Source organism: Shewanella sp. SM29 (assembly GCF_025654245.1).
Taxonomy (GTDB): domain Bacteria; phylum Pseudomonadota; class Gammaproteobacteria; order Enterobacterales; family Shewanellaceae; genus Shewanella; species Shewanella oncorhynchi.
Window position 1 is genome coordinate 18,845 of sequence record NZ_JAKKRN010000003.1, and the last position, 19,202, is coordinate 38,046.

Below are 19,202 nucleotides of genomic sequence, written 5' to 3' on the forward strand. Positions count from 1 at the left end.
AAAAATGACTTACGCTTGTCATGTTATTTCTATCCCTTTGCTCTTTACTTATTGCATGCTTTAGGAGCCATGCTTGCCCTCTTGCTGAACGCATGCCCCAATTTAGTGCATTCCACTCTTTATATCCTGATGGCCACTGAGTGCCAACTTAACTGAGTGCTTCTAGTAAGTTACTGATTTTTTGAAAAAGTTTTTTGTTATTTCTCTGAAATATTTATGTCATCTTCTTGTTACTTTTCGTTGGCATGGTTACTGTATATCTAAAGCTATGGATGAGCGGTCGCGGGGGCGACAAAATATGGGGCTGGAAAAGTTGCTGTATTTGCGGGGAGTTGGAGCAGAATTTACTGATTGTTTTGGCCAAAATATCCATATTTCCGAGGTAGACAGGCAAGGTATCTTGACCTGTATGTTACAGGAAAAAAACAGCGTGGCAGGGACTGCCATTGATGCTCCTGCTACAGAAGCGTTATCGAGTGATGCTGGGCTGACCTGTGTCGATGCGGTATTGACCGAAGCATTGATCGCGTCGCAAATTGACTTGCTGGATGCCCGTCCTTGGACTCAGGTTCTACCTGAATTCCATTGGTGTTTTGTGGATGAACCTTGGATAAGCCTTTGTTTACCAGAAACCTACACCTCAGATCTGAGTGTGGCGATTGAATGCGAACAGGGTGAGTCCATCGTATTCGATGTGCCTTTCTCGGCGCTTAAGTCCATTGGCGATTACCGCATTGAACAAACGCTTTATCTACACTATCGCCTTGATCTTACGCAACTGGGATTCGCACGCCTCGATCTAGCTGAGGCCAAGACCCAAGCTTTCCCTGACAACTTAATGCCCGCCGAGACTGAAGCGGTGAATTTAGCGTCCTATTTCCTGAGCAGCCAAGAGTTCACTAACAACCCTGCATTCACAAAAAACCAAGACTCATTTGCGCATGCAGCCGACAAAAATGCGAGTGATTTCTTTGTGTTAGGTTTGGGCTTTCATCGCATAGCCTTAAGCTTAAAACATGCCCTATCGACAAGTACACAAGCGCCAAGCTTGGCGCTAGAGAGCTGTGTGACGGCTGAAGCTGATACCAGCACTTTGTTTTCTGGCACCTTAATGGTGGCGCCGCGGGCCGCCTACCAAGGCGTACTCACGGCTGTCGCCCAAGGTAAACGCCATAAACCTTGGGGGATCAGCGTTCAACTTTACAGTTTGCGCAGCGAGAGCCAATGGGGCATTGGTGACTTTGGTGATTTAGAACAACTGATCGGGCTGGTGGCGGCGCAGGGCGCGGATTTTATTCAACTCAATCCCTTGCATGCCCTCGATATCGCGGCGCCAGAGCATCCGAGTCCCTACAGTCCGTGCGATCGCCGCAGACTTAATCCTCTTTATATTCAATTACAAAGCGTTCCTGAATACCAAGCTCTTGCCACTGAATTTTCAAGCGCTACTTGGGTAGAGGCTATCGCCTTACTGAATCGTGATAATTGGCTCGATTATCCTAAAGTGAGCGAGCTGAAATACCGTGCCTTTGAGCAGTTATATCGCGTTTTTTGTGACACGCATCTGGCGAACGACACGCCCAGAGCGCAAAGATTCCATGAGTTTGTGCGTGAGCAGGGCAGTGCGCTACAAGAGTTTGCTCAAGCGGAATATTTGCGTAGTCCTAAAGCGTTTGTGCAAGAGGAAGGTTTCTATCTTTACCTGCAATTTGTGGCTGAAAAGCAGTTACACCTCTGTCAGCTAAAAGCTAAAGAGGTTGGGATGGGGCTGGGATTGATCCGTGATTTGGCCGTCGGTGCAGCGCTGCAGGGCAGTGAAGTACAGGCTAATGCCGAGCAGTTTTGTTTGAATGCCAGCATAGGTGCACCGCCCGATCCCTTTGCACCCCAAGGACAAAATTGGGGCTTAACGCCACTCGATCCTGTGAAGTTAAAACAACATAATTTCAGCCATTTTATCGCCTTGATCCGCGCCAATATGGAAAGCTGTGGCGCCTTGCGTATCGATCATGTGATGGGCTTACTGCGACTCTGGTGGTGGCCGCTGGATAAGCAACTCGGTCACGGTGCCTATGTGTATTATCCCGTCGAAACCTTGCTTGCCATCGTTTGCCTTGAGAGCCAACGTGCTCGCTGTGTGGTGATTGGCGAAGATTTAGGACTGGTGCCACCTGACATTATTCATCGTCTCTACACTTCTGGCATTTATTCCAACGAGTTGTTCTATTTCTGCAAAGACCATCAAGGCTTTAAATCACCGGATCAATATAAGTCCCAAAGCTTAATGATGCTGGCGAACCACGATGTGCCGACTTTAGTCGCTTGGTGGTGTGGCAGTGATTTACACCTGCGTCGACAGTTATCCCTGTTTGAAACTGACGACCAGCTAGGCGAGGCGCTCGCTGGGCGTGAACATGAAAAGCAGCAACTCATTTCACTGTTAGTCGCTCAAGGTCTGTTAGCCGATGTGACGATAGCCGAACTCGATATTCAAACCTTGCTCACGGCTTGGATGACCTTAGGAGCTCGCGGTAATAGTGCGCTATACAGCGTGCAACTGTGCGATTTATTAGCCGATCGCCATGCGGTGAATATTCCCGGTACTTGGCTCGAATATCCAAATTGGCAGCGTCGCCTGCCGCTGAATTTAACGCAAGTGTCGACTTCGCCAGAGATACTGCAGCGATTACAAAATATCGCTGTGGCGAGACAGCTACCGAGCTAAATCTAGCACCAGCGAAAGGCTGCCTAAGTCGCACCACATTATGCCATCCCTAAAGATTAGATTATTAGGGGGTGTTATGTGGGTAAAGAGTGCCAATTTGCAAGTTTAATTGACTGATAAACGGAAGAAAAATGATGACTCAAGCCAATGCCTATTTCTACGATGGTGCCGACGTCGCCCTACTTAATGGTCAATACACTGATGTTTTTTCGCTCTTGGGTATGCACAGTGCCAACGAGGGTAAGGCATTAATTGTTCGTTGTTTTTTTCGCAATGCCCTCAGTGTGGATGTGATCAGCATTAAAGATGGCCGCAAAGTGGCGAGTCTGGACAAGGTCAACGAGCAGGGACTGTTCGCCGGCACTTTGGGACGACGCGTCAAGCCGTTTCTCTACTTGCTACGGGTGGAATATCCCCTGTGTCAGTTAGATATAGTCGACCCTTATCAGTTTAATTCACTGCTCAATAGTGATGATATTTACCTGTTTGGTGAAGGCAGCGCCGAGCGCGCCTATGAATTTTTAGGTGCCAACTGGCGTCAAACCCAAGGCGTCGAAGGTGTGCATTTTTGTGTGTGGGCACCCAATGCTAAGCGGGTGTCTGTGGTGGGAGATTTTAACCATTGGGATGATACTCGCCATGTGATGCGCCAACATATTGCCAATGGTTTATGGGAGCTATTTTTACCCAATGTGGCTGAAGGTGCACACTATAAGTTTGATTTGGTTTATCAAAATGGTGAGCGCCATACTAAATCCGATCCTATGGCAACCCAAATGGAATGCGCGCCCCACAATGCTTCTATCGTGCCCCCAAAAGCCCACCATAGCTGGAATGATACCGCTTGGATGAGTAAGCGAGCGGCGACTGCTTGGCATAAAGCGCCCATGTCGGCCTACGAAGTGCACTTAGGTTCGTGGCGTCGTAAGGGAGAGCAAGGCGAGCAATATCTTGATTATCAAGACTTGATTGAACAGCTTATTCCCTATGTGAAGGAGCAAGGCTTTACCCACATCGAACTGATGCCGATCAGCGAGTTTCCCTTTGATGGTTCGTGGGGATATCAGCCAGTGGGTCTCTATGCGCCGACCCACAGATTTGGCTATGCCAATGGGTTAAAGGCCTTTGTGAATGCCTGCCATCAGGCGGGAATTGGTATTATCCTCGATTGGGTGTCGGCGCATTTCCCTAAGGATCCCCACGGCTTAGTGCGTTTCGATGGCACATGTCTGTATGAGCATGAAGATCCTCGCAAGGGCACACATCCCGATTGGGATACCCTGATTTATAACTATGATCGCGGTGAAGTGCGCAGCTTCTTGTTGAGTAATGCTTGTTACTGGCTGCGGGAATTTCACTTTGATGGTCTGCGTCTCGATGCCGTGTCTTCTATGTTGTATCTCGATTACAGCCGCGAGCCGGGCCAATGGCTGCCTAATGCCTATGGTGGACGGGAGAATCTCGAGGCCATCAGTTTCTTACAAATTTTGAATCAACGCTTGTACCAAGCTTTCCCCGGCATTTGCATGATTGCCGAAGAGTCCACCGCCTTTGCTGGGGTGACTAAGCCGACGGATCAGCAAGGTCTCGGCTTTGGTTTTAAGTGGAATATGGGCTGGATGAACGACAGCTTAAGCTACTTAGGCCGTGATCCGCTTTACCGCCAGTTCCACCATCATCAATTGACCTTCAGTTTAATGTACGCCTATACCGAACAATTTATGTTGTCCGTGAGTCACGATGAAGTGGTCCACGGCAAGGGTTCGTTGCTGCATAAAATTCCCGGTGATGATTGGCAGAAATTTGCAACTCTGCGTGCCTATTACGGTTTTATGTGGGGGCATCCAGGTAAGAAATTACTCTTTATGGGCTGCGAGTTTGGTCAGCGAAATGAGTGGAACCATAACCAGAGTTTAGATTGGCACTTATTGGCTTACGAGCCGCACCAAGGCGTGCAGCGTTGGCTTAAAGATCTCAATCACTTATATCAAAAAATGCCAGCCTTATCGGTTCAGGATTACGAGGGCGCAGGATTTAGTTGGCTAGATTGTGAGAATAGCCGCGACAGCATTTTTACCTTTGTGCGTTACGGTTTAGCAGGTGATGCGCCGTTAGTGTTTGTCATCAACATGACGCCCCAATTGCACACTGGGTTCCGTATTGGTTTGCCCTTGGCAGGAGATTACCGCGAATACCTTAATAGCGATAGCCAGATTTATGGTGGCAGTAATCAAGGTAATGCGGGCACTGTGGTTGCTGAGTCGCTACCGTGGCAGGGAATGGCGCAGAGCGCGCTGATCACTGTGCCACCCTTGGGCTGCCTAGTCATAGGGCCTGCAACTGGATTGGCTGAGGCGAACTAGCATGCAAAAGCCCACGGCTGATGATATTAAGCTCAACCCAGACGCTAAAAATCACCCATTTCAAAGCGAAAAATGGGCGTTAGGGGTAGGTGAGCCTTTTCCGCTCGGTGCTAATGTTGAGGGCGATGGCGTCAACTTTGCGTTATTTTCAGCTAACGCCACAGCGGTTGAGTTATGTTTATTTGATGACAATGGCGAGCAAGAAGTCGCGCGTATTGTGTTAACTGAACAAACCCAGCAAATCTGGCATGTGTTTGTACAAGGGCTTAAGGCGGGGCAACTCTACGGTTATCGCGTTTATGGCTCCTATGAGCCTCAGCTTGGTCACAGATTTAACCCCAATAAATTATTGCTCGACCCCTATGCGCGCCAGCTCGTCGGTGAATATCGCGACCATGAGTCTAACTATGGTTACGAGCTGAACCACATGGATGAAGATTTATCTTTCAGTAAGTTAGATAACGCTGCCCATGTGCCAAAATGCAAGGTCGTGGACATTCGTCCATTAATCGAGATAGCTGCCAAGCAGTCGATTCAGCCCCTTGCGTCGAGGTTTCAGCCCAAACCCCTAGAGCGTAGCATCATTTATGAGATGCACGTTAAAGGCTTTACGGCGGCGCATCCTGAGATTGAACCCCATAAACGTGCCACCTTTGCGGGTTTAGCGACTCAGCCGGCTATCGATTATTTGGCCGAACTTGGGGTGACGTGTGTCGAGTTACTTCCTGTACAGGCCTTTTTCACTGAGCCATTTTTGCTCGAGAAAAAGCTCACTAACTATTGGGGTTACAACAGTATCGGCTTTTTTGCCCCTGAGCCGAGTTATCTATCATCCGACGATATTGGTGAGTTTCGGGCCATGGTGGATGCACTTCACGGCGCAGGTATCGAAGTGATCCTCGATGTGGTCTATAACCACAGCGCCGAGGGGAGTCGACTTGGGCCGACCTTTAGTTTTCGTGGCATAGATAATCTCAGTTATTACCGCCTGCATCCGAATGATAAGCGTTTTTATATTAATGATACGGGTTGTGGAAACACCTTAAATATCAACCATCCACGCATGTTACAGCTCGTACTAGATTCGCTGCGTTATTGGGTAGAAATCATGGGCGTCGATGGGTTTCGCTTCGACTTGGCGGCTTGCTTAGGTCGCGAGGCCTATGGTTTTGATCCCGGCTCAGGTTTCTTCGATGCGCTGTTGCAAGACCCTGTTTTGTGCCGAGTGAAATTGATTGCTGAGCCTTGGGATATTGGCCCCGGTGGTTATCAATTGGGCAATTTCCCCGTGGCTTTTAGCGAATGGAACGACAGATATAGAGACACTATGCGCCGCTTTTGGCGCGGCGATCACAGCATGTTGCCCGAATTTGCTCGGCGTTTTCACGGCTCGGGGGATTTTTTTGAGCACAGTGGCCGTCCACCTGCGACTAGTCTTAATTTTTTAACCAGTCACGACGGTTTTACCCTTAAAGACTTGGTGAGTTATACCCAGCGCCATAACTTGGCAAATGGGGAGGATAACCGCGATGGTCATCAAGAAAACTTCAGCCATCATTATGGGATTGAAGGGGAAACCGAAGATAGCTCAATTCTGGCACTTCGCAGTCGTCAACAACGTAACTTATTGACTACGCTATTTTTATCTCAAGGTGTGCCTATGTTGTTGAGCGGTGATGAGACGGGCCGCACTCAGCAAGGCAACAATAATGCCTATTGCCAAGACAATGAACTGAACTGGTTTGATTGGTCGGCAAAGGGCATGGACACTGAGCTGTTGGCCTTTACTCAACAGCTTATTGCCCTGCGGAAACGTTTCCCGCTGTTATGTGCTAAGCGCTTCATTCACGAACAGTTATTGGCTGAATCCTTAGCCGATATTGGTACTCGATTAGATTGGTTTAGTCGCCAAGGTGAACAAATGACCAAGAGCTTGTGGACTGAATCTATGTGCCGCAGTTTGTCTGTGGTGCTTTCCGGTGATTTAGAAGATCAAGGCAAGCAGCAAGCTTTGCTGTTGATGGTTAATGCCGACGACAACCCTCTCGCTTTTACCCTGCCGACTTTCGAGCACTTGAGTCCGTGGCAATGCCTTATTCATACCCAAACTGAGCCGCTGGATGTTCAGATCTCTGCGACGCGATACTTACTGCAAGATCGTAGTCTCATGCTTTTTCATGCTGATTTGATTTTATAGGAAATGAAGGAATTAACTATGAGTGACAAAAGCGAGCTGAGCCCCAATACCAGCGAAAAACCAGTAACACTAGCTCAGTCAAAAGCCGCGAGCAAGAAGGCTCCCGCTAAGCGTCAGACTAAGTCTAAAGCCGCTGAGCCCTGTGAACCCTGCGATGCTTTGCCCGCTTCTTTTGAGCGCCATTTACGTTATGGACTCAGCCGTGGCGAAGGCGTGAGCTGCGAATTATTTCAAGCGTTAGCTTACAGCGTGAAAGAACAGATGCTAGATAATTGGCGTCAGACTCGAGTGGATGACAGCCATTTTAAGCGCAAGCAAGTGGCGTATTTATCCCTCGAATTTTTGATGGGCCGAGCACTAGGTAATGCACTACTGAGTTTAGATTTGCAACAAGATAGCCGTGATGCCTTGAGCAACTATGCGGTATCGTTAGAAGAGTTAGAAGAGGCCGAACATGATGCCGGTTTAGGCAACGGCGGCCTAGGTCGATTAGCCGCATGTTTCCTCGATAGCTGCGCCAGCATGGACTTATCAGTGACAGGCTATGGCATACGTTACGAATATGGCATGTTCGCCCAGAAGATCGTCGACGGTTACCAAGTTGAACGCCCTGACCGTTGGTTGCGCGAAGGCAATCCGTGGGAAGTGCGTGTCCCTACCCACAACGTGATTGTGCCATTTTTTGGTCATACCGAATCCTATGTCGATAAACAAGGCCGTCGGCACATTATTTGGGTTGAAACCCAAGATGTGCTCGCCGTCGCCTATGACATGCCTGTTCCTGGTTATCGCAATGGGCGGGTAAATACCCTGAGATTGTGGAAGGCTGAAGCGACCGATGATTTTGATTTAGCTGAGTTTAACCAAGGCGACTACACGGAAGCCGTGGCCCGTAAAAACTTGGCCGAGCAGATCACTATGGTGCTCTATCCTAATGATGCGAGCGAGAACGGCAAAGAGCTGCGATTACGTCAGCAATACTTTTTATCCTCCGCTAGTTTGCAGGATTTACTCAAACGTTGGGTGAGTCGTCATGGTCATGATTTTACGCAGTTTGCCGCTAAAAATGTCATGCAGTTGAATGACACTCACCCTAGCATTGCCGTGCCTGAGTTGATGCGGTTATTGATCGATGAATACGGTTTGGAATGGGACAGTGCATGGGCGATTACCAGTCAGACCATGGCTTACACTAACCATACCCTGTTGCCTGAAGCATTAGAGCGTTGGCCCGTGCGTATGATGGCGCAAATGTTGCCACGCATCTTAGAAATTATTTATGAAATCAACGCCCGTTACTTAGATATAGTCGCCCACCATTGGCCAGGAAATAGTGAGAAATTGGCGAGTATGTCAATTATTCAAGATGGCCCACATCCCCATGTGCGTATGGCGTATTTGGCGATTGTGGCGAGTTTCTCGGTCAACGGTGTCGCGGGTTTACACACGCAACTACTCAAATCTGGGTTGTTTAAGGATTTCTATGAGTTGTGGCCGCATAAGTTTAATAACCGTACCAATGGTGTGACGCCAAGGCGTTGGCTTGCCCATTGTAACCCTGCCTTAGCTAAGTTACTGACTGCCCATTTAGGTCAAGAATGGGTGACAGACTTAAGCCAGTTAACGGCGCTCAATGCTCTCACACAGGACAATGCGTTTATCCAAAAATGGCGTGATGTGAAGCAAGCCAACAAGGCTTTGCTGGCTAAGATGATTGTTAAGGAATGTGGGGTTGAGTTCGATCCGGCTATGCTGTTTGACGTGCAAGTGAAGCGTATTCACGAATATAAACGTCAGTTACTCAACATATTGCATGTGATTCATCTCTATCATCAGATCCAGCAAGGCCACACCGAAAACATGGTGCCACGTTGTGTATTGATCGGCGGTAAAGCGGCGCCCGGTTACTTTATGGCTAAGTTGATCATCAAACTCGCCAGCAATGTTGCTCATATGGTCAATTCCGATCCTATGGTGACGCCTTACCTACGCTTTGCTTTCTTACCAAACTACAACGTCAGCGCCATGGAAAAAATCTGTCCGGGGACTGACTTGTCCGAGCAAATTTCAACCGCGGGCAAAGAGGCATCGGGCACGGGCAATATGAAGTTCATGATGAACGGCGCCCTGACAATCGGCACTATGGATGGCGCCAATATCGAGATGTTAGAGGAAGTGGGCTCTGAGAACTTCTTCCTGTTTGGACTCAATGCGGAGCAGGTCTCGCAGGTACGTAGTCACTATCATCCGCGCAGTATTATTGATGATTCACCGGCGTTATCTGAGGTGATGAAGTTACTCAAAAGTGGTCACTTCAATCTGCTTGAGCCGGGGATTTTCGATCCCATTATTGCCGCCATCGAAAGTAGCGACGATCAATGGATGACGGCCGCCGACTTTGACAGTTACCGAGTCGTGCAAGAAGCCGTGGCGCGGGCCTATAAAGATCCGCAGGTGTGGACGCAGATGAGTATTCGCAATACCGCCGCCAGTGGACGTTTTTCGAGTGATGTGACGATCGCGGGTTATCGCGATGAAATTTGGAAACTGTAGGGGTTGGGCTCTGGGTTATAAGTCTTGTTATAGCGGATGAGTATATACCCAAACAACCTGAAGATGCAGGACTCGTATCTTCAGGTAGCTTGGGTATAAAGGTTAAGTGTTTGAAAGGAATGCAGCAATCAATGGAAGGAATGGGGAATGCAAGTGAGAAATACTCAGGGGAGTACGGCAGTGTCTGCCGTATCGATAAGCCATTTATGGGCAATCAGTTTGCCGATTTCGGAGTAAGAGCCTATGTCTAATGTTCGTTATATCAGTAATTTAACTCGTGAAACCTATGCGTTGATTTTAGCTGGTGGGCGCGGGTCTCGCTTGCATGAACTCACGGATTGGCGTGCTAAACCTGCACTGTATTTCGGTGGTAAGTTTCGTATTATCGATTTCCCGCTCTCAAATTGTATCAACTCGGGTATTCGTCGTGTCGGGGTTGTGACTCAGTATAAGTCGCATTCTTTGATCCGCCATGTGATGCGCGGTTGGGGCCATTTTAAGAAGGAGCTGGGCGAGTCGGTGGAGATTTTACCCGCTTCACAACGCTATTCGGAAAACTGGTACCAAGGCACGGCCGATGCGGTATTTCAAAATATCGATATCATTCGCCACGAGCTGCCTAAATACGTAATGGTGTTGTCTGGCGATCACGTGTATCGCATGGATTATGCTGGGTTATTAGCCGCCCATGCCGAGTCGGGTGCAGATATGACAGTCTCTTGCCTTGAAGTGCCGATTGCCGAAGCTGCGGGTTCGTTTGGGGTGATGGAAGTCGACGAAGATATGCGCATTTTAGGCTTTGAAGAAAAGCCGCTGCAGCCTAAACATTCTCCGGGTAATCCTGAAATGTGTTTAGCGTCTATGGGCAACTATGTGTTTAACACAGAGTTTTTGTTTGACCAGCTCAAGAAAGATGCCTTAAATGAAAGCTCAGATCGCGATTTTGGTAAGGATATTATTCCTGCGATCATCGAAAAACATAATGTGTTTGCCTATCCCTTTAAGAGTGCTTTCCCAAATGAGCAAGCCTATTGGCGCGATGTGGGTACGCTAGACTCTTTCTGGCAAGCGAATATGGAACTGTTATCGCCCACGCCAGCACTGAATTTGTACGATGCGAAATGGCCAATTTGGACTTTCCAAGAACAATTACCTCCCGCTAAATTTGTGTTTGATGACGATGACAGACGTGGTATGGCGTTGGACTCGATTGTTTCGGGCGGTTGTATTATTTCGGGGGCGACAGTGCGCCGTAGCGTATTGTTTAACGAAGTACGCGTTTGTTCTTATTCGTTGGTTGAAGATTCAGTAGTGCTACCCGATGTAGTCGTGCTGCGCCATTGCAAAATCAAGAATGCGATACTTGACCGTGGCTGCATTATTCCCGAAGGCATGGTGATAGGTTATAACCATGATCACGACAGAGCTAAAGGCTTTAGGGTGTCCGAAAAAGGCGTGACTTTAGTGACCCGTGACATGCTAGGTTTGCCTGTAGGCTATGAATAGTGCTTTGATCATTAAAGTAAATTGATCATTAAAGTAAAAATGGCTTAGGTATAGGCAGCTTAATAAAAGCTGCACAGTTGAAGTAGCGGGAGTATCCAATTAATTGAAACAACGCATTTTGATGGTCGCGGCTGAAAACGGTGCCCTTGCGGGCGCCAAGGTTGGCGGTATGGCGGATGTCATCCGTGATTTACCCGCCGCTTTGGCGGGTGTTGATTTGTGCGCCGATGTGATCATGCCAAGCTATGGCTTTTTGACTGCGGTAGCGAATCAACCCCAAGATCTGGGTGAGTTAACTGTGGCTTTTGGCGGCCGATTGGAGCGGGTGCATGTGTTTGCCATGCCCCATCCCCATGTGCCAGAGGCGATGATTTATCTGCTCGAACATGCATTATGGCAATCCGTACCTGGGCAGATTTATAGCCAAGGCAGCGCCGAGCGTCCTTTCGCCGACGATGCGACTAAGTTTGCTTTCCTTTGTGCGAGCGTCGCGACAGCATTAGTTACTGGCCGAGTGCCTATGCCGACTGTGCTGCATTTACATGACTGGCATGCGGGCTGCTTAGCCATGTTAAGAGCATTCGTGCCTGAGTTCAGTGTTCTCAAAGAAATTGAGTGTGTGTTCTCTATCCACAATCTTGCACTGCAGGGGATACGTCCCTTAAGCCAAGACTCATCCTCCTTTGCGGCTTGGTTTCCCGAGCTGTTTGCCACTTTGACGCAGGGGCAAAAACAGCTGATCACCGATCCCCGTTATCCCTACTGTGTTAACCCTATGCGCATGGGCATAGTGCTGAGCGACAAAGTGCATTTAGTCTCACCCAGTTATGCCAAGGAAGTGTTGCAGCCCTCCAAACCCGAAGCGGGATTTTTTGGTGGTGAAGGGTTAGAGCAAGACTTACAGGCCAAGGCCAATGACGGCAAAGTGGTGGGGATTTTAAATGGCTGTGTGTATTCGTCAGTATCGGATTTACCCGCTAAGCCACCTGCGCGTATTCAAGTACCCGAGTTCAAGCAATTGCTCAGTGCGATTGAAACTGCGTTAGTGCAATGGCAGGGGCATCAAACGCAAGTGAGTGGCGTGGACATGATCGCCTTTGCGCGCACTCAAGCCCATTGGCGTCAAGCAATGGCGGAGCAAGTACCGAGTCTGTTATTGACTTCGGTGGGCCGCTTGACCGATCAAAAAGTCTTACTGCTGCGCCATCAATTGCCCTCGGGTTTATCTGTGCTTGAGACCTTACTTAAAGCATTGAAGCAGACAAAACCGACGGCACTGCTGATTTTACTCGGCAGTGGCGATGCATCGATTGCTAAGTCTTTCCAAGCGTTAGGGGCTAAATACGATAACCTATTATTTTTGCAAGGATACAACGAGGCGTTATCCGAAGCGCTGTATCAGCATGGCGATCTATTTTTGATGCCAAGTTCCTTTGAGCCCTGTGGCATCAGTCAAATGTTGGCCATGCGCGCGGGACAGCCATGTTTAGTGCATAGTGTAGGCGGTTTAAAGGATACCGTTGAGGATGGAATTAATGGTTTTGCTTTTAACGGCAATAGCTTAAATGAGCAAGCCGAAGCGTTTTTGCAAAGGTTGATGCAAGCCATTGCTTGTTTCGAGGGGAAAACATGGCCACAAGTGCGTGCTGCGGCCATGGCACAGCGTTTTGACTGGCATTCTATTGCAGAGCAATATCGTCAACAACTCTATTGCAAAATGTAATGTGGTAAGTCCAAAGTGTGATGCGGCAAAGGGAATTAACGCATGATTTCTAAGTGATTCTGCTACACTTGTGGGGGAATGTTAAAATGGTATCAAGCCCCCTCATTTTTGGAGTCGCTCTCTGAGTTATGGATAAAGGTATTCTCTTTCCGTTAGTACAAAATGCGGCTTTATTGCTGGCGTTGGTATTTTTGTACGATGTGATCCCTAAAAAACACCAGCGGCAGTATTTTTTACTGTGGCGCATCATTATTGGGATGCTCATCGGTGGCATTGGTATCACTATTATGAGTACGCCTTGGGTATATTTGCCTGGCGTTTTCTTTGATACCCGTTCGGTTATTCTTTGTATTTCTGGTCTATTTTTCGGTGGTTTACCGACCTTAGTGGCTGTCGTGATGACGGCGTTGTATCGCATCAGTATCGGTGGCGCTGGTATATGGATTGGCGTCGGCGTCATAGTGTCATCCGGTTTAATCGGGGTGATCTGGCGTCAATATCGTAAGTCTCTGTTAGCCAATATTTCAGGTGGAGAAATTTTTCTCTTTGCCTATACCGTTCATATCGTGATGTTGTTGTGGTTCTTATTTCTACCCGATGGCATAGCAATGCCATTACTCGCCAAAGTGACCCTCCCTGTATTGACCATTTTCCCGATTGCGACTTGGCTATTGAGCCGCTTGTTATCGCGACGTTTTGAATTAGAGCGTGATGAACAAATTCGTCTGCAGGATGATTTTCTTTTTAGGAGCCAATTCAACGCGGGCAATATTGGTATTGCAATAACGGGGATAGATCAAAAGTGGATAAAGGTGAATCCACGATTATGTCAAATGCTCAAGTATTCAGAAGCTGAATTGCTACGGATGACGTGGGCACAAATTACTCATCCCGATGATTTAGAAGCGGATGCCCTGAAATTTGAGCTTATGCTGCGGGGGGATATCGATAATTACGAGATGGATAAACGTTTTATCGTTAAAGACGGTAGCGTGGTTTACACCCATATGACTGTCGCCTGTAAGCGTGGTGGTAATAATGCCGTGTTGCTTGTTATTGCTGGATATTTAGATATCACCTCACAGGCCATTGCCGACCAAGAGGTGCTCGCTAGCCGTGAGCAACTCGAACTGGTGTTAAGCAGTAGCGATCTTGGGGTGTGGGATTGGGATATTCGTAATGATCGTATCGAACGTAACGCCCGCAGCGCCGATATTCTAGGCTGCGATGTTGATATGCTCAACGCTAATAGTCGTCAATGGATGGATGCGATAGTCGCCGAAGACAGGCCTAAAGTGCTGCATTCGATTGAGGCCCATATTCGTGGCGAAACGGCGCAACATAAGATGGAGTACCGCTTAAATACCGTAAACCGTAAGGTGCGGTGGATCCTTGATACAGGTAAAGTCGTGAGCAGAGATGCAAACAACAATGCTCTGCGTATGTGTGGAACCTATACCGATATTACCGACGCAAAACTTATCGAAGAATCCTTAAAGTTGTCGGCACTGGTTTACGATAACAGCTCAGAAGCCATGAGTGTCCTCGATGAAAAGGGTGTAATTATTACCGTCAATGCCGCCTTTAGTGTGATGACGGGTTATCGCGAATTTGAAGTGCGGGACCAACATATTCGGCTGCTTTATTGTGACCTCAATGGCCGTGATTTTTACACCAAAATGAATAATGATATCCGCGAGAAAGGCCAATGGCAGGGGGAAATGTGGCAGCGGCGCAAAAATGGCGAAGAATATGTCATCTGGTTAACCATCAATACGATTAATGATAAAGAAGGCCATCCCTATCGACGTGTTGCCCTGTTCTCAGACATTACCGATAAGAAGCAAAATGAGCATCTGATTTGGAAACAAGCCAACTACGATACGCTGACGGGGTTGCCCAATCGGCGCATGTTGTTGGAGTATTTAAGCAGTGAAGTGAAAAATGCCGACCGCAATCGCAACCACTTTGCCTTACTGTTCTTGGACTTAGATTTCTTTAAAGAAGTGAATGACACCTTAGGCCATGCCATGGGCGATTTACTGCTGATAGAAACCGCGAGTCGATTGAAATCCTGTGTGCGTGATGCTGACGTCGTGGCGCGTCTTGGCGGCGATGAATTTACTGTGGTGTTAAGTTCGATGGAAGACCATAAGGGGATTGAGCGCGTCGCCGAGAATATTTTGCGACGAATTGCCGAACCCTATGTGTTAGGGGAAGAAACCGCTTATATCAGCGTCAGTATTGGGATTACTTTATATCCCGATGATTCGACCAGTATTGAAGGGCTTCTCAAGCATGCGGATCAGGCGATGTATGCGGCGAAAGATCAAGGGCGTAATCGCTTCAACTATTTCACCCCATCGATGCAGGAATACGCCAAATACCGCATGCGCTTGATCCAAGACTTACGTCAAGCGGTCGTGAATAAAGAATTTGAACTGCATTATCAGCCGATTGTTGCCTTAGCAACGGGTGAAGTGACCAAGGCTGAAGCCTTGATCCGCTGGCATCATGCGGAGCGTGGTGCTGTGTCGCCTGCTGAGTTTATTCCTGTGGCGGAGGATACTGGCTTGATTGTTGAAATCGGCAATTGGGTGTTCGAGCAAGCCGCTCGCCAGAGTGCGGCGTGGCGTCATGAATTAGGGGTTGAAATCCAAATCAGCGTCAATAAATCCCCAATCCAATTTCGTGATGAAGGCACGCTGCTCAATGATTGGTTGAAGTTATTGCAAGATCTTAATATTACAGGCGCGGGCGTGTGCGTTGAAATTACCGAAGGCTTGTTATTGGATGCCAGTATGGGTGTAACCGAAAAACTACTGGCCTACCGCGATGCGGGTGTGCAAGTGTCGCTGGACGATTTTGGTACTGGCTATTCGTCACTTGCCTATTTGAAAAAGTTTGACATTGATTATCTTAAAATTGATCAATCTTTTACCCGCCATATCGATACCGATTCAAACGATCAAATTCTCTGCGAGGCGATTATCGTGATGGCCCACAAGTTGGGAATGAAGGTGATTGCCGAAGGTGTCGAAACCGATGCGCAGCGGCTAGTCTTGTTGGCTGCAGGCTGTGACTACGGCCAAGGTTACTTGTTCTCAAGACCTGTGCCTGCGGGTGAATTTAGCCAAAAATACTTACAGGATCCGCTTTTAGTCTCCCATGTCTGAGGAGATATTAACTTAGTGGCGATAATTGCCTATAAAAACGCCGCGGATTTTGCTAGACTCCGCGGCCCCGCGTTGGGGCATTGAGTATCACCTCGCATCAAAGTTTTACTACTTAGCTAAAGAGTCCCTATGAAATTTGAAACACTCGGTTTATCTTCTCCTATTTTGAATGCGATAACTGAGTGTGGCTATCAGCAACTCACTCAAGTGCAAGAGAAAGTGATCCCGCTTGCCTTTGAAGGCAAAGACATTATGGCCTGCGCCCAAACGGGTACAGGTAAGACGGCTTCCTTTGCTCTGCCTGTACTTGAAAAGTTGGCGGCTGAGTCTTTAACAAGCGATAGCAATGATAAACCGATTTTACGCGCGTTGGTGATGACGCCAACCCGCGAACTTGCGATTCAAGTCTGCGAAAATATCCAAAAATACAGCCAGTTCCTACCACTGAAAACCTTAGCGGTTTACGGTGGCGCCAACATGAATCCCCAGCGTAAAGGGGTAGAGCAGGGCGTTGATATTTTGGTGGCAACTCCTGGTCGTTTATTCGATATTATCGGCCAATTCCAGTTAGATTTGTCGAGCGTTACCACATTAGTGATCGACGAAGCCGACCGTATGTTAGACATGGGTTTTGTGCGCGACATTGAAAAAGTGAAACGCTTAATTGCGCCGCAGCATCAAACCATGTTGTTTTCAGCGACCTATAGCGATGCCGTCAAACAACTCGCCGAGAAAATGCTGAATGAACCTCAGTGGGTGAATGTTGCTGACACGACTACCGCATCCACAGTTGTGCAGGAAGTCTATCGCGTTGATAAACGTCGCAAAGCCGAGCTGTTGTCAGAACTCGTTGGCCGCAACAATTGGCGCCAAGTGCTGGTGTTTGCCAGCACGAAAGAAAGCGCCGAGCATTTATTACAAGAATTAAAGCTGGATGGCATAGCCGCTGGTGTATTCCACGGCGATAAAACACAAGGCGCCCGTAATCGGGTGTTGGAAGAGTTTAAAGCTGGTAAATTGCGGGTGCTGGTGGCGACCGATGTGGCCGCTCGTGGTTTAGACATTCATGCCTTGCCTATGGTGATCAACCTTGAATTACCTTTCCTTGCCGAAGATTATATCCATCGTATTGGCCGTACTGGCCGTGCGGGATTAACGGGTCGCGCGATTTCGTTTGTTTCACCTTCTGACGATGAAATGCTTGCTGAAATTGAAGCCTTGATTGAGCAGAAACTGCCCGTGTCGGTACAACCGGGTTATGAAGAAGGCACGCCTTTGCCTGCGCGTTACCGTGATGCGCCCGCAGCACCGATTAAGCCTATTGGAAAGTGGAGCCATAAGGCGCCGCAGGATCGCACTATTGGTCAGTCTCGTCAGGGTAAGTACGCGAAAGGTAAAGCGCAGGATAACAAAACCAGTGCCGATAAATCCTCTAGCCGTGCTAAGCCAGCTTCTGGCTCAGGTAAGCCGTTTAATGCAACTAAACCTAAGTCGAATTTGGTGAGCAATAAGTCAGGTTTTGGCTCTCGCACCAATAAGTCAAAATAAGTTAAGTCAAAATAAGCTAAGTCAAAATAAGCTAAACTCAACAATCAAGGCTAATAAGTGCAAAGTGCCTATTAGTTTAGCCGTCTAACGGTTACCTAGTTTGTTGATTTGACAGTTGAATTGTCAGTTGCATATTTTGCTACATAGTCTGTCGCTATTCTAAAAGCGCATCCTCACCGATGCGCTTTTTGTTGAGCTTCGAAGCCAATACTTCTACACTCGAGCGCCAAGCTTTCTATTCGAGCGAGTTTCCTTATGATTATCAAAGCGATTCCTACCAATATCATTACAGGTTTTTTAGGTGTCGGTAAAACCTCTCTGATTAAGCAATTGTTGGCGACTAAACCCGCGGATGAAATTTGGGCTGTGTTGGTCAATGAATTTGGTGAGGTCGGCATTGATGCGGGGTTACTGAATTCCTCCGATAACGGCATACAAATTCGTGAGGTTGCGGGTGGCTGTATGTGCTGCGCCGCGGGCGTACCGACACAAGTGGCCATCAATCAGTTGATTGCGAAAGCGAAACCTGACCGCTTATTGATTGAACCGACTGGGCTTGGGCATCCTAATGAAATCATTAAAGTATTGAGTGCGCCCCATTATCAGAATGTGATTTCACTGCGTAGCACCCTATGTTTGGTGGACGCGCGTAAGATCCACGATCCTCGCTATCGCGAACATGCAAATTTTATCCAACAGTTGCAAGTGGCCGATGTGATCATCGCAACTAAGTCTGACTTGTATGATGCTGAAAATACTAAGTTACTCTATGAATTGCAGACTTATTTAAGCCATATTGAACGTACTGATATTCCTGTAGTGAGCCACTCTAATCAACAGCCTTTACCTAGCGCTTTACTGGACTATCTTAACCAACCAAGGCGCGTGTCACTCAATATAAATGGGCATGCTAGCGCGGGCCTAAAGCTGGGTAGTCTACCGACGACTGCCCCAAGCTTGTTTCGTGCTGGTGGTTCGCGCTTGAGTGAGTTGAGCCTCTTTGCCGAAGGTGCAATCGAAGCCGCACTTGATTTTGATGATCGCGGTATAGTGCGAAAGCAGAATCAAGGTGAAGGTTGTTTTAGCTGCGGCTGGGTATTTGAACCGAGCCAAGAATTTGATTTTGATAAATTAATGGATTTTATTCAGCGGCAAGCTCTGTCATCCAACGTTGGGCAAGTGTTGCTTAGATTAAAGGCTGTGATGATCACTACTGATGGAATTGCGGGATTTAACTGGATTGACCATGAGTTTACTGTAGTTGAACTCGATGACACCTTAGATTCCAGGCTAGAAATGATTACGATGGACGAAGTCAATTGGGACGAGATTGAGCAGCAGTTGATTGCTTGTCTTAGCTAACAGAGTTCCCCATCACTCTTTATTACAGGTGTGAGCATCGCTAAGAGGG

At 47.9% G+C, this 19,202-nt stretch carries 9 protein-coding genes; all 9 read left to right on the forward strand.

Features of this window, described 5'->3' with window-relative positions:
* The first annotated feature begins 298 nt into the window (after nt 1-298).
* The 9 genes from malQ to L5L77_RS02645 all read left to right on the forward strand — a co-directional run bounded on the left by malQ (nt 299) and on the right by L5L77_RS02645 (nt 19,153).
* Complete coding sequence (gene malQ, locus L5L77_RS02605) at nt 299-2,725, forward strand: 4-alpha-glucanotransferase (RefSeq protein WP_263221974.1); 2,427 nt, start codon at nt 299-301, stop codon at nt 2,723-2,725.
* Nucleotides 2,726-2,856: 131 nt separating this feature from the next.
* A complete protein-coding gene (gene glgB, locus L5L77_RS02610) occupies nt 2,857-5,088 on the forward strand; it encodes a 1,4-alpha-glucan branching protein GlgB (RefSeq protein ID WP_263167168.1) in 2,232 nt (743 codons plus the stop codon).
* Between the two features lies 1 nt (nt 5,089).
* Nucleotides 5,090-7,285, forward strand: coding sequence for a glycogen debranching protein GlgX (gene glgX, locus L5L77_RS02615; RefSeq protein ID WP_263167172.1), 2,196 nt, complete (start codon nt 5,090-5,092; stop codon nt 7,283-7,285).
* 18 nt (nt 7,286-7,303) lie between these two features.
* On the forward strand, nt 7,304-9,838 hold the full coding sequence (locus L5L77_RS02620; RefSeq protein WP_212600350.1) for a glycogen/starch/alpha-glucan phosphorylase: 2,535 nt from the start codon (nt 7,304-7,306) through the stop codon (nt 9,836-9,838).
* A 243-nt stretch (nt 9,839-10,081) separates the two neighbouring features.
* Nucleotides 10,082-11,344 (forward strand): glucose-1-phosphate adenylyltransferase, encoded by a 1,263-nt coding sequence (gene glgC / locus L5L77_RS02625; protein ID WP_263179079.1) that lies wholly within the window; start codon nt 10,082-10,084, stop codon nt 11,342-11,344.
* 103 nt (nt 11,345-11,447) lie between these two features.
* Nucleotides 11,448-13,067 (forward strand): glycogen synthase, encoded by a 1,620-nt coding sequence (locus tag L5L77_RS02630; protein ID WP_263221977.1) that lies wholly within the window; start codon nt 11,448-11,450, stop codon nt 13,065-13,067.
* 128 nt (nt 13,068-13,195) lie between these two features.
* A complete protein-coding gene (locus L5L77_RS02635; RefSeq protein WP_263145090.1) occupies nt 13,196-16,243 on the forward strand; it encodes an EAL domain-containing protein in 3,048 nt (1,015 codons plus the stop codon).
* A 129-nt stretch (nt 16,244-16,372) separates the two neighbouring features.
* Nucleotides 16,373-17,791, forward strand: coding sequence for a DEAD/DEAH box helicase (locus L5L77_RS02640; protein ID WP_263184764.1), 1,419 nt, complete (start codon nt 16,373-16,375; stop codon nt 17,789-17,791).
* A gap of 255 nt (nt 17,792-18,046) precedes the next feature.
* Nucleotides 18,047-19,153, forward strand: coding sequence for a CobW family GTP-binding protein (locus L5L77_RS02645; protein ID WP_131522992.1), 1,107 nt, complete (start codon nt 18,047-18,049; stop codon nt 19,151-19,153).
* The last annotated feature ends 49 nt before the right edge of the window (nt 19,154-19,202 follow it).

Excerpts from the sequence above, each read along its gene's own strand:
- L5L77_RS02620 (WP_212600350.1), top strand. The coding sequence starts at position 7,304 with ATGAGTGACAAAAGCGAGCTGAGCCCCAATACCAGCGAAAAACCAGTA.
- glgX (WP_263167172.1), top strand. The coding sequence starts at position 5,090 with ATGCAAAAGCCCACGGCTGATGATATTAAGCTCAACCCAGACGCTAAA.
- L5L77_RS02635 (WP_263145090.1), top strand. The coding sequence starts at position 13,196 with ATGGATAAAGGTATTCTCTTTCCGTTAGTACAAAATGCGGCTTTATTG.
- L5L77_RS02645 (WP_131522992.1), top strand. The coding sequence starts at position 18,047 with ATGATTATCAAAGCGATTCCTACCAATATCATTACAGGTTTTTTAGGT.
- L5L77_RS02640 (WP_263184764.1), top strand. The coding sequence starts at position 16,373 with ATGAAATTTGAAACACTCGGTTTATCTTCTCCTATTTTGAATGCGATA.
- glgB (WP_263167168.1), top strand. The coding sequence starts at position 2,857 with ATGATGACTCAAGCCAATGCCTATTTCTACGATGGTGCCGACGTCGCC.
- glgC (WP_263179079.1), top strand. The coding sequence starts at position 10,082 with ATGTCTAATGTTCGTTATATCAGTAATTTAACTCGTGAAACCTATGCG.
- malQ (WP_263221974.1), top strand. The coding sequence starts at position 299 with ATGGGGCTGGAAAAGTTGCTGTATTTGCGGGGAGTTGGAGCAGAATTT.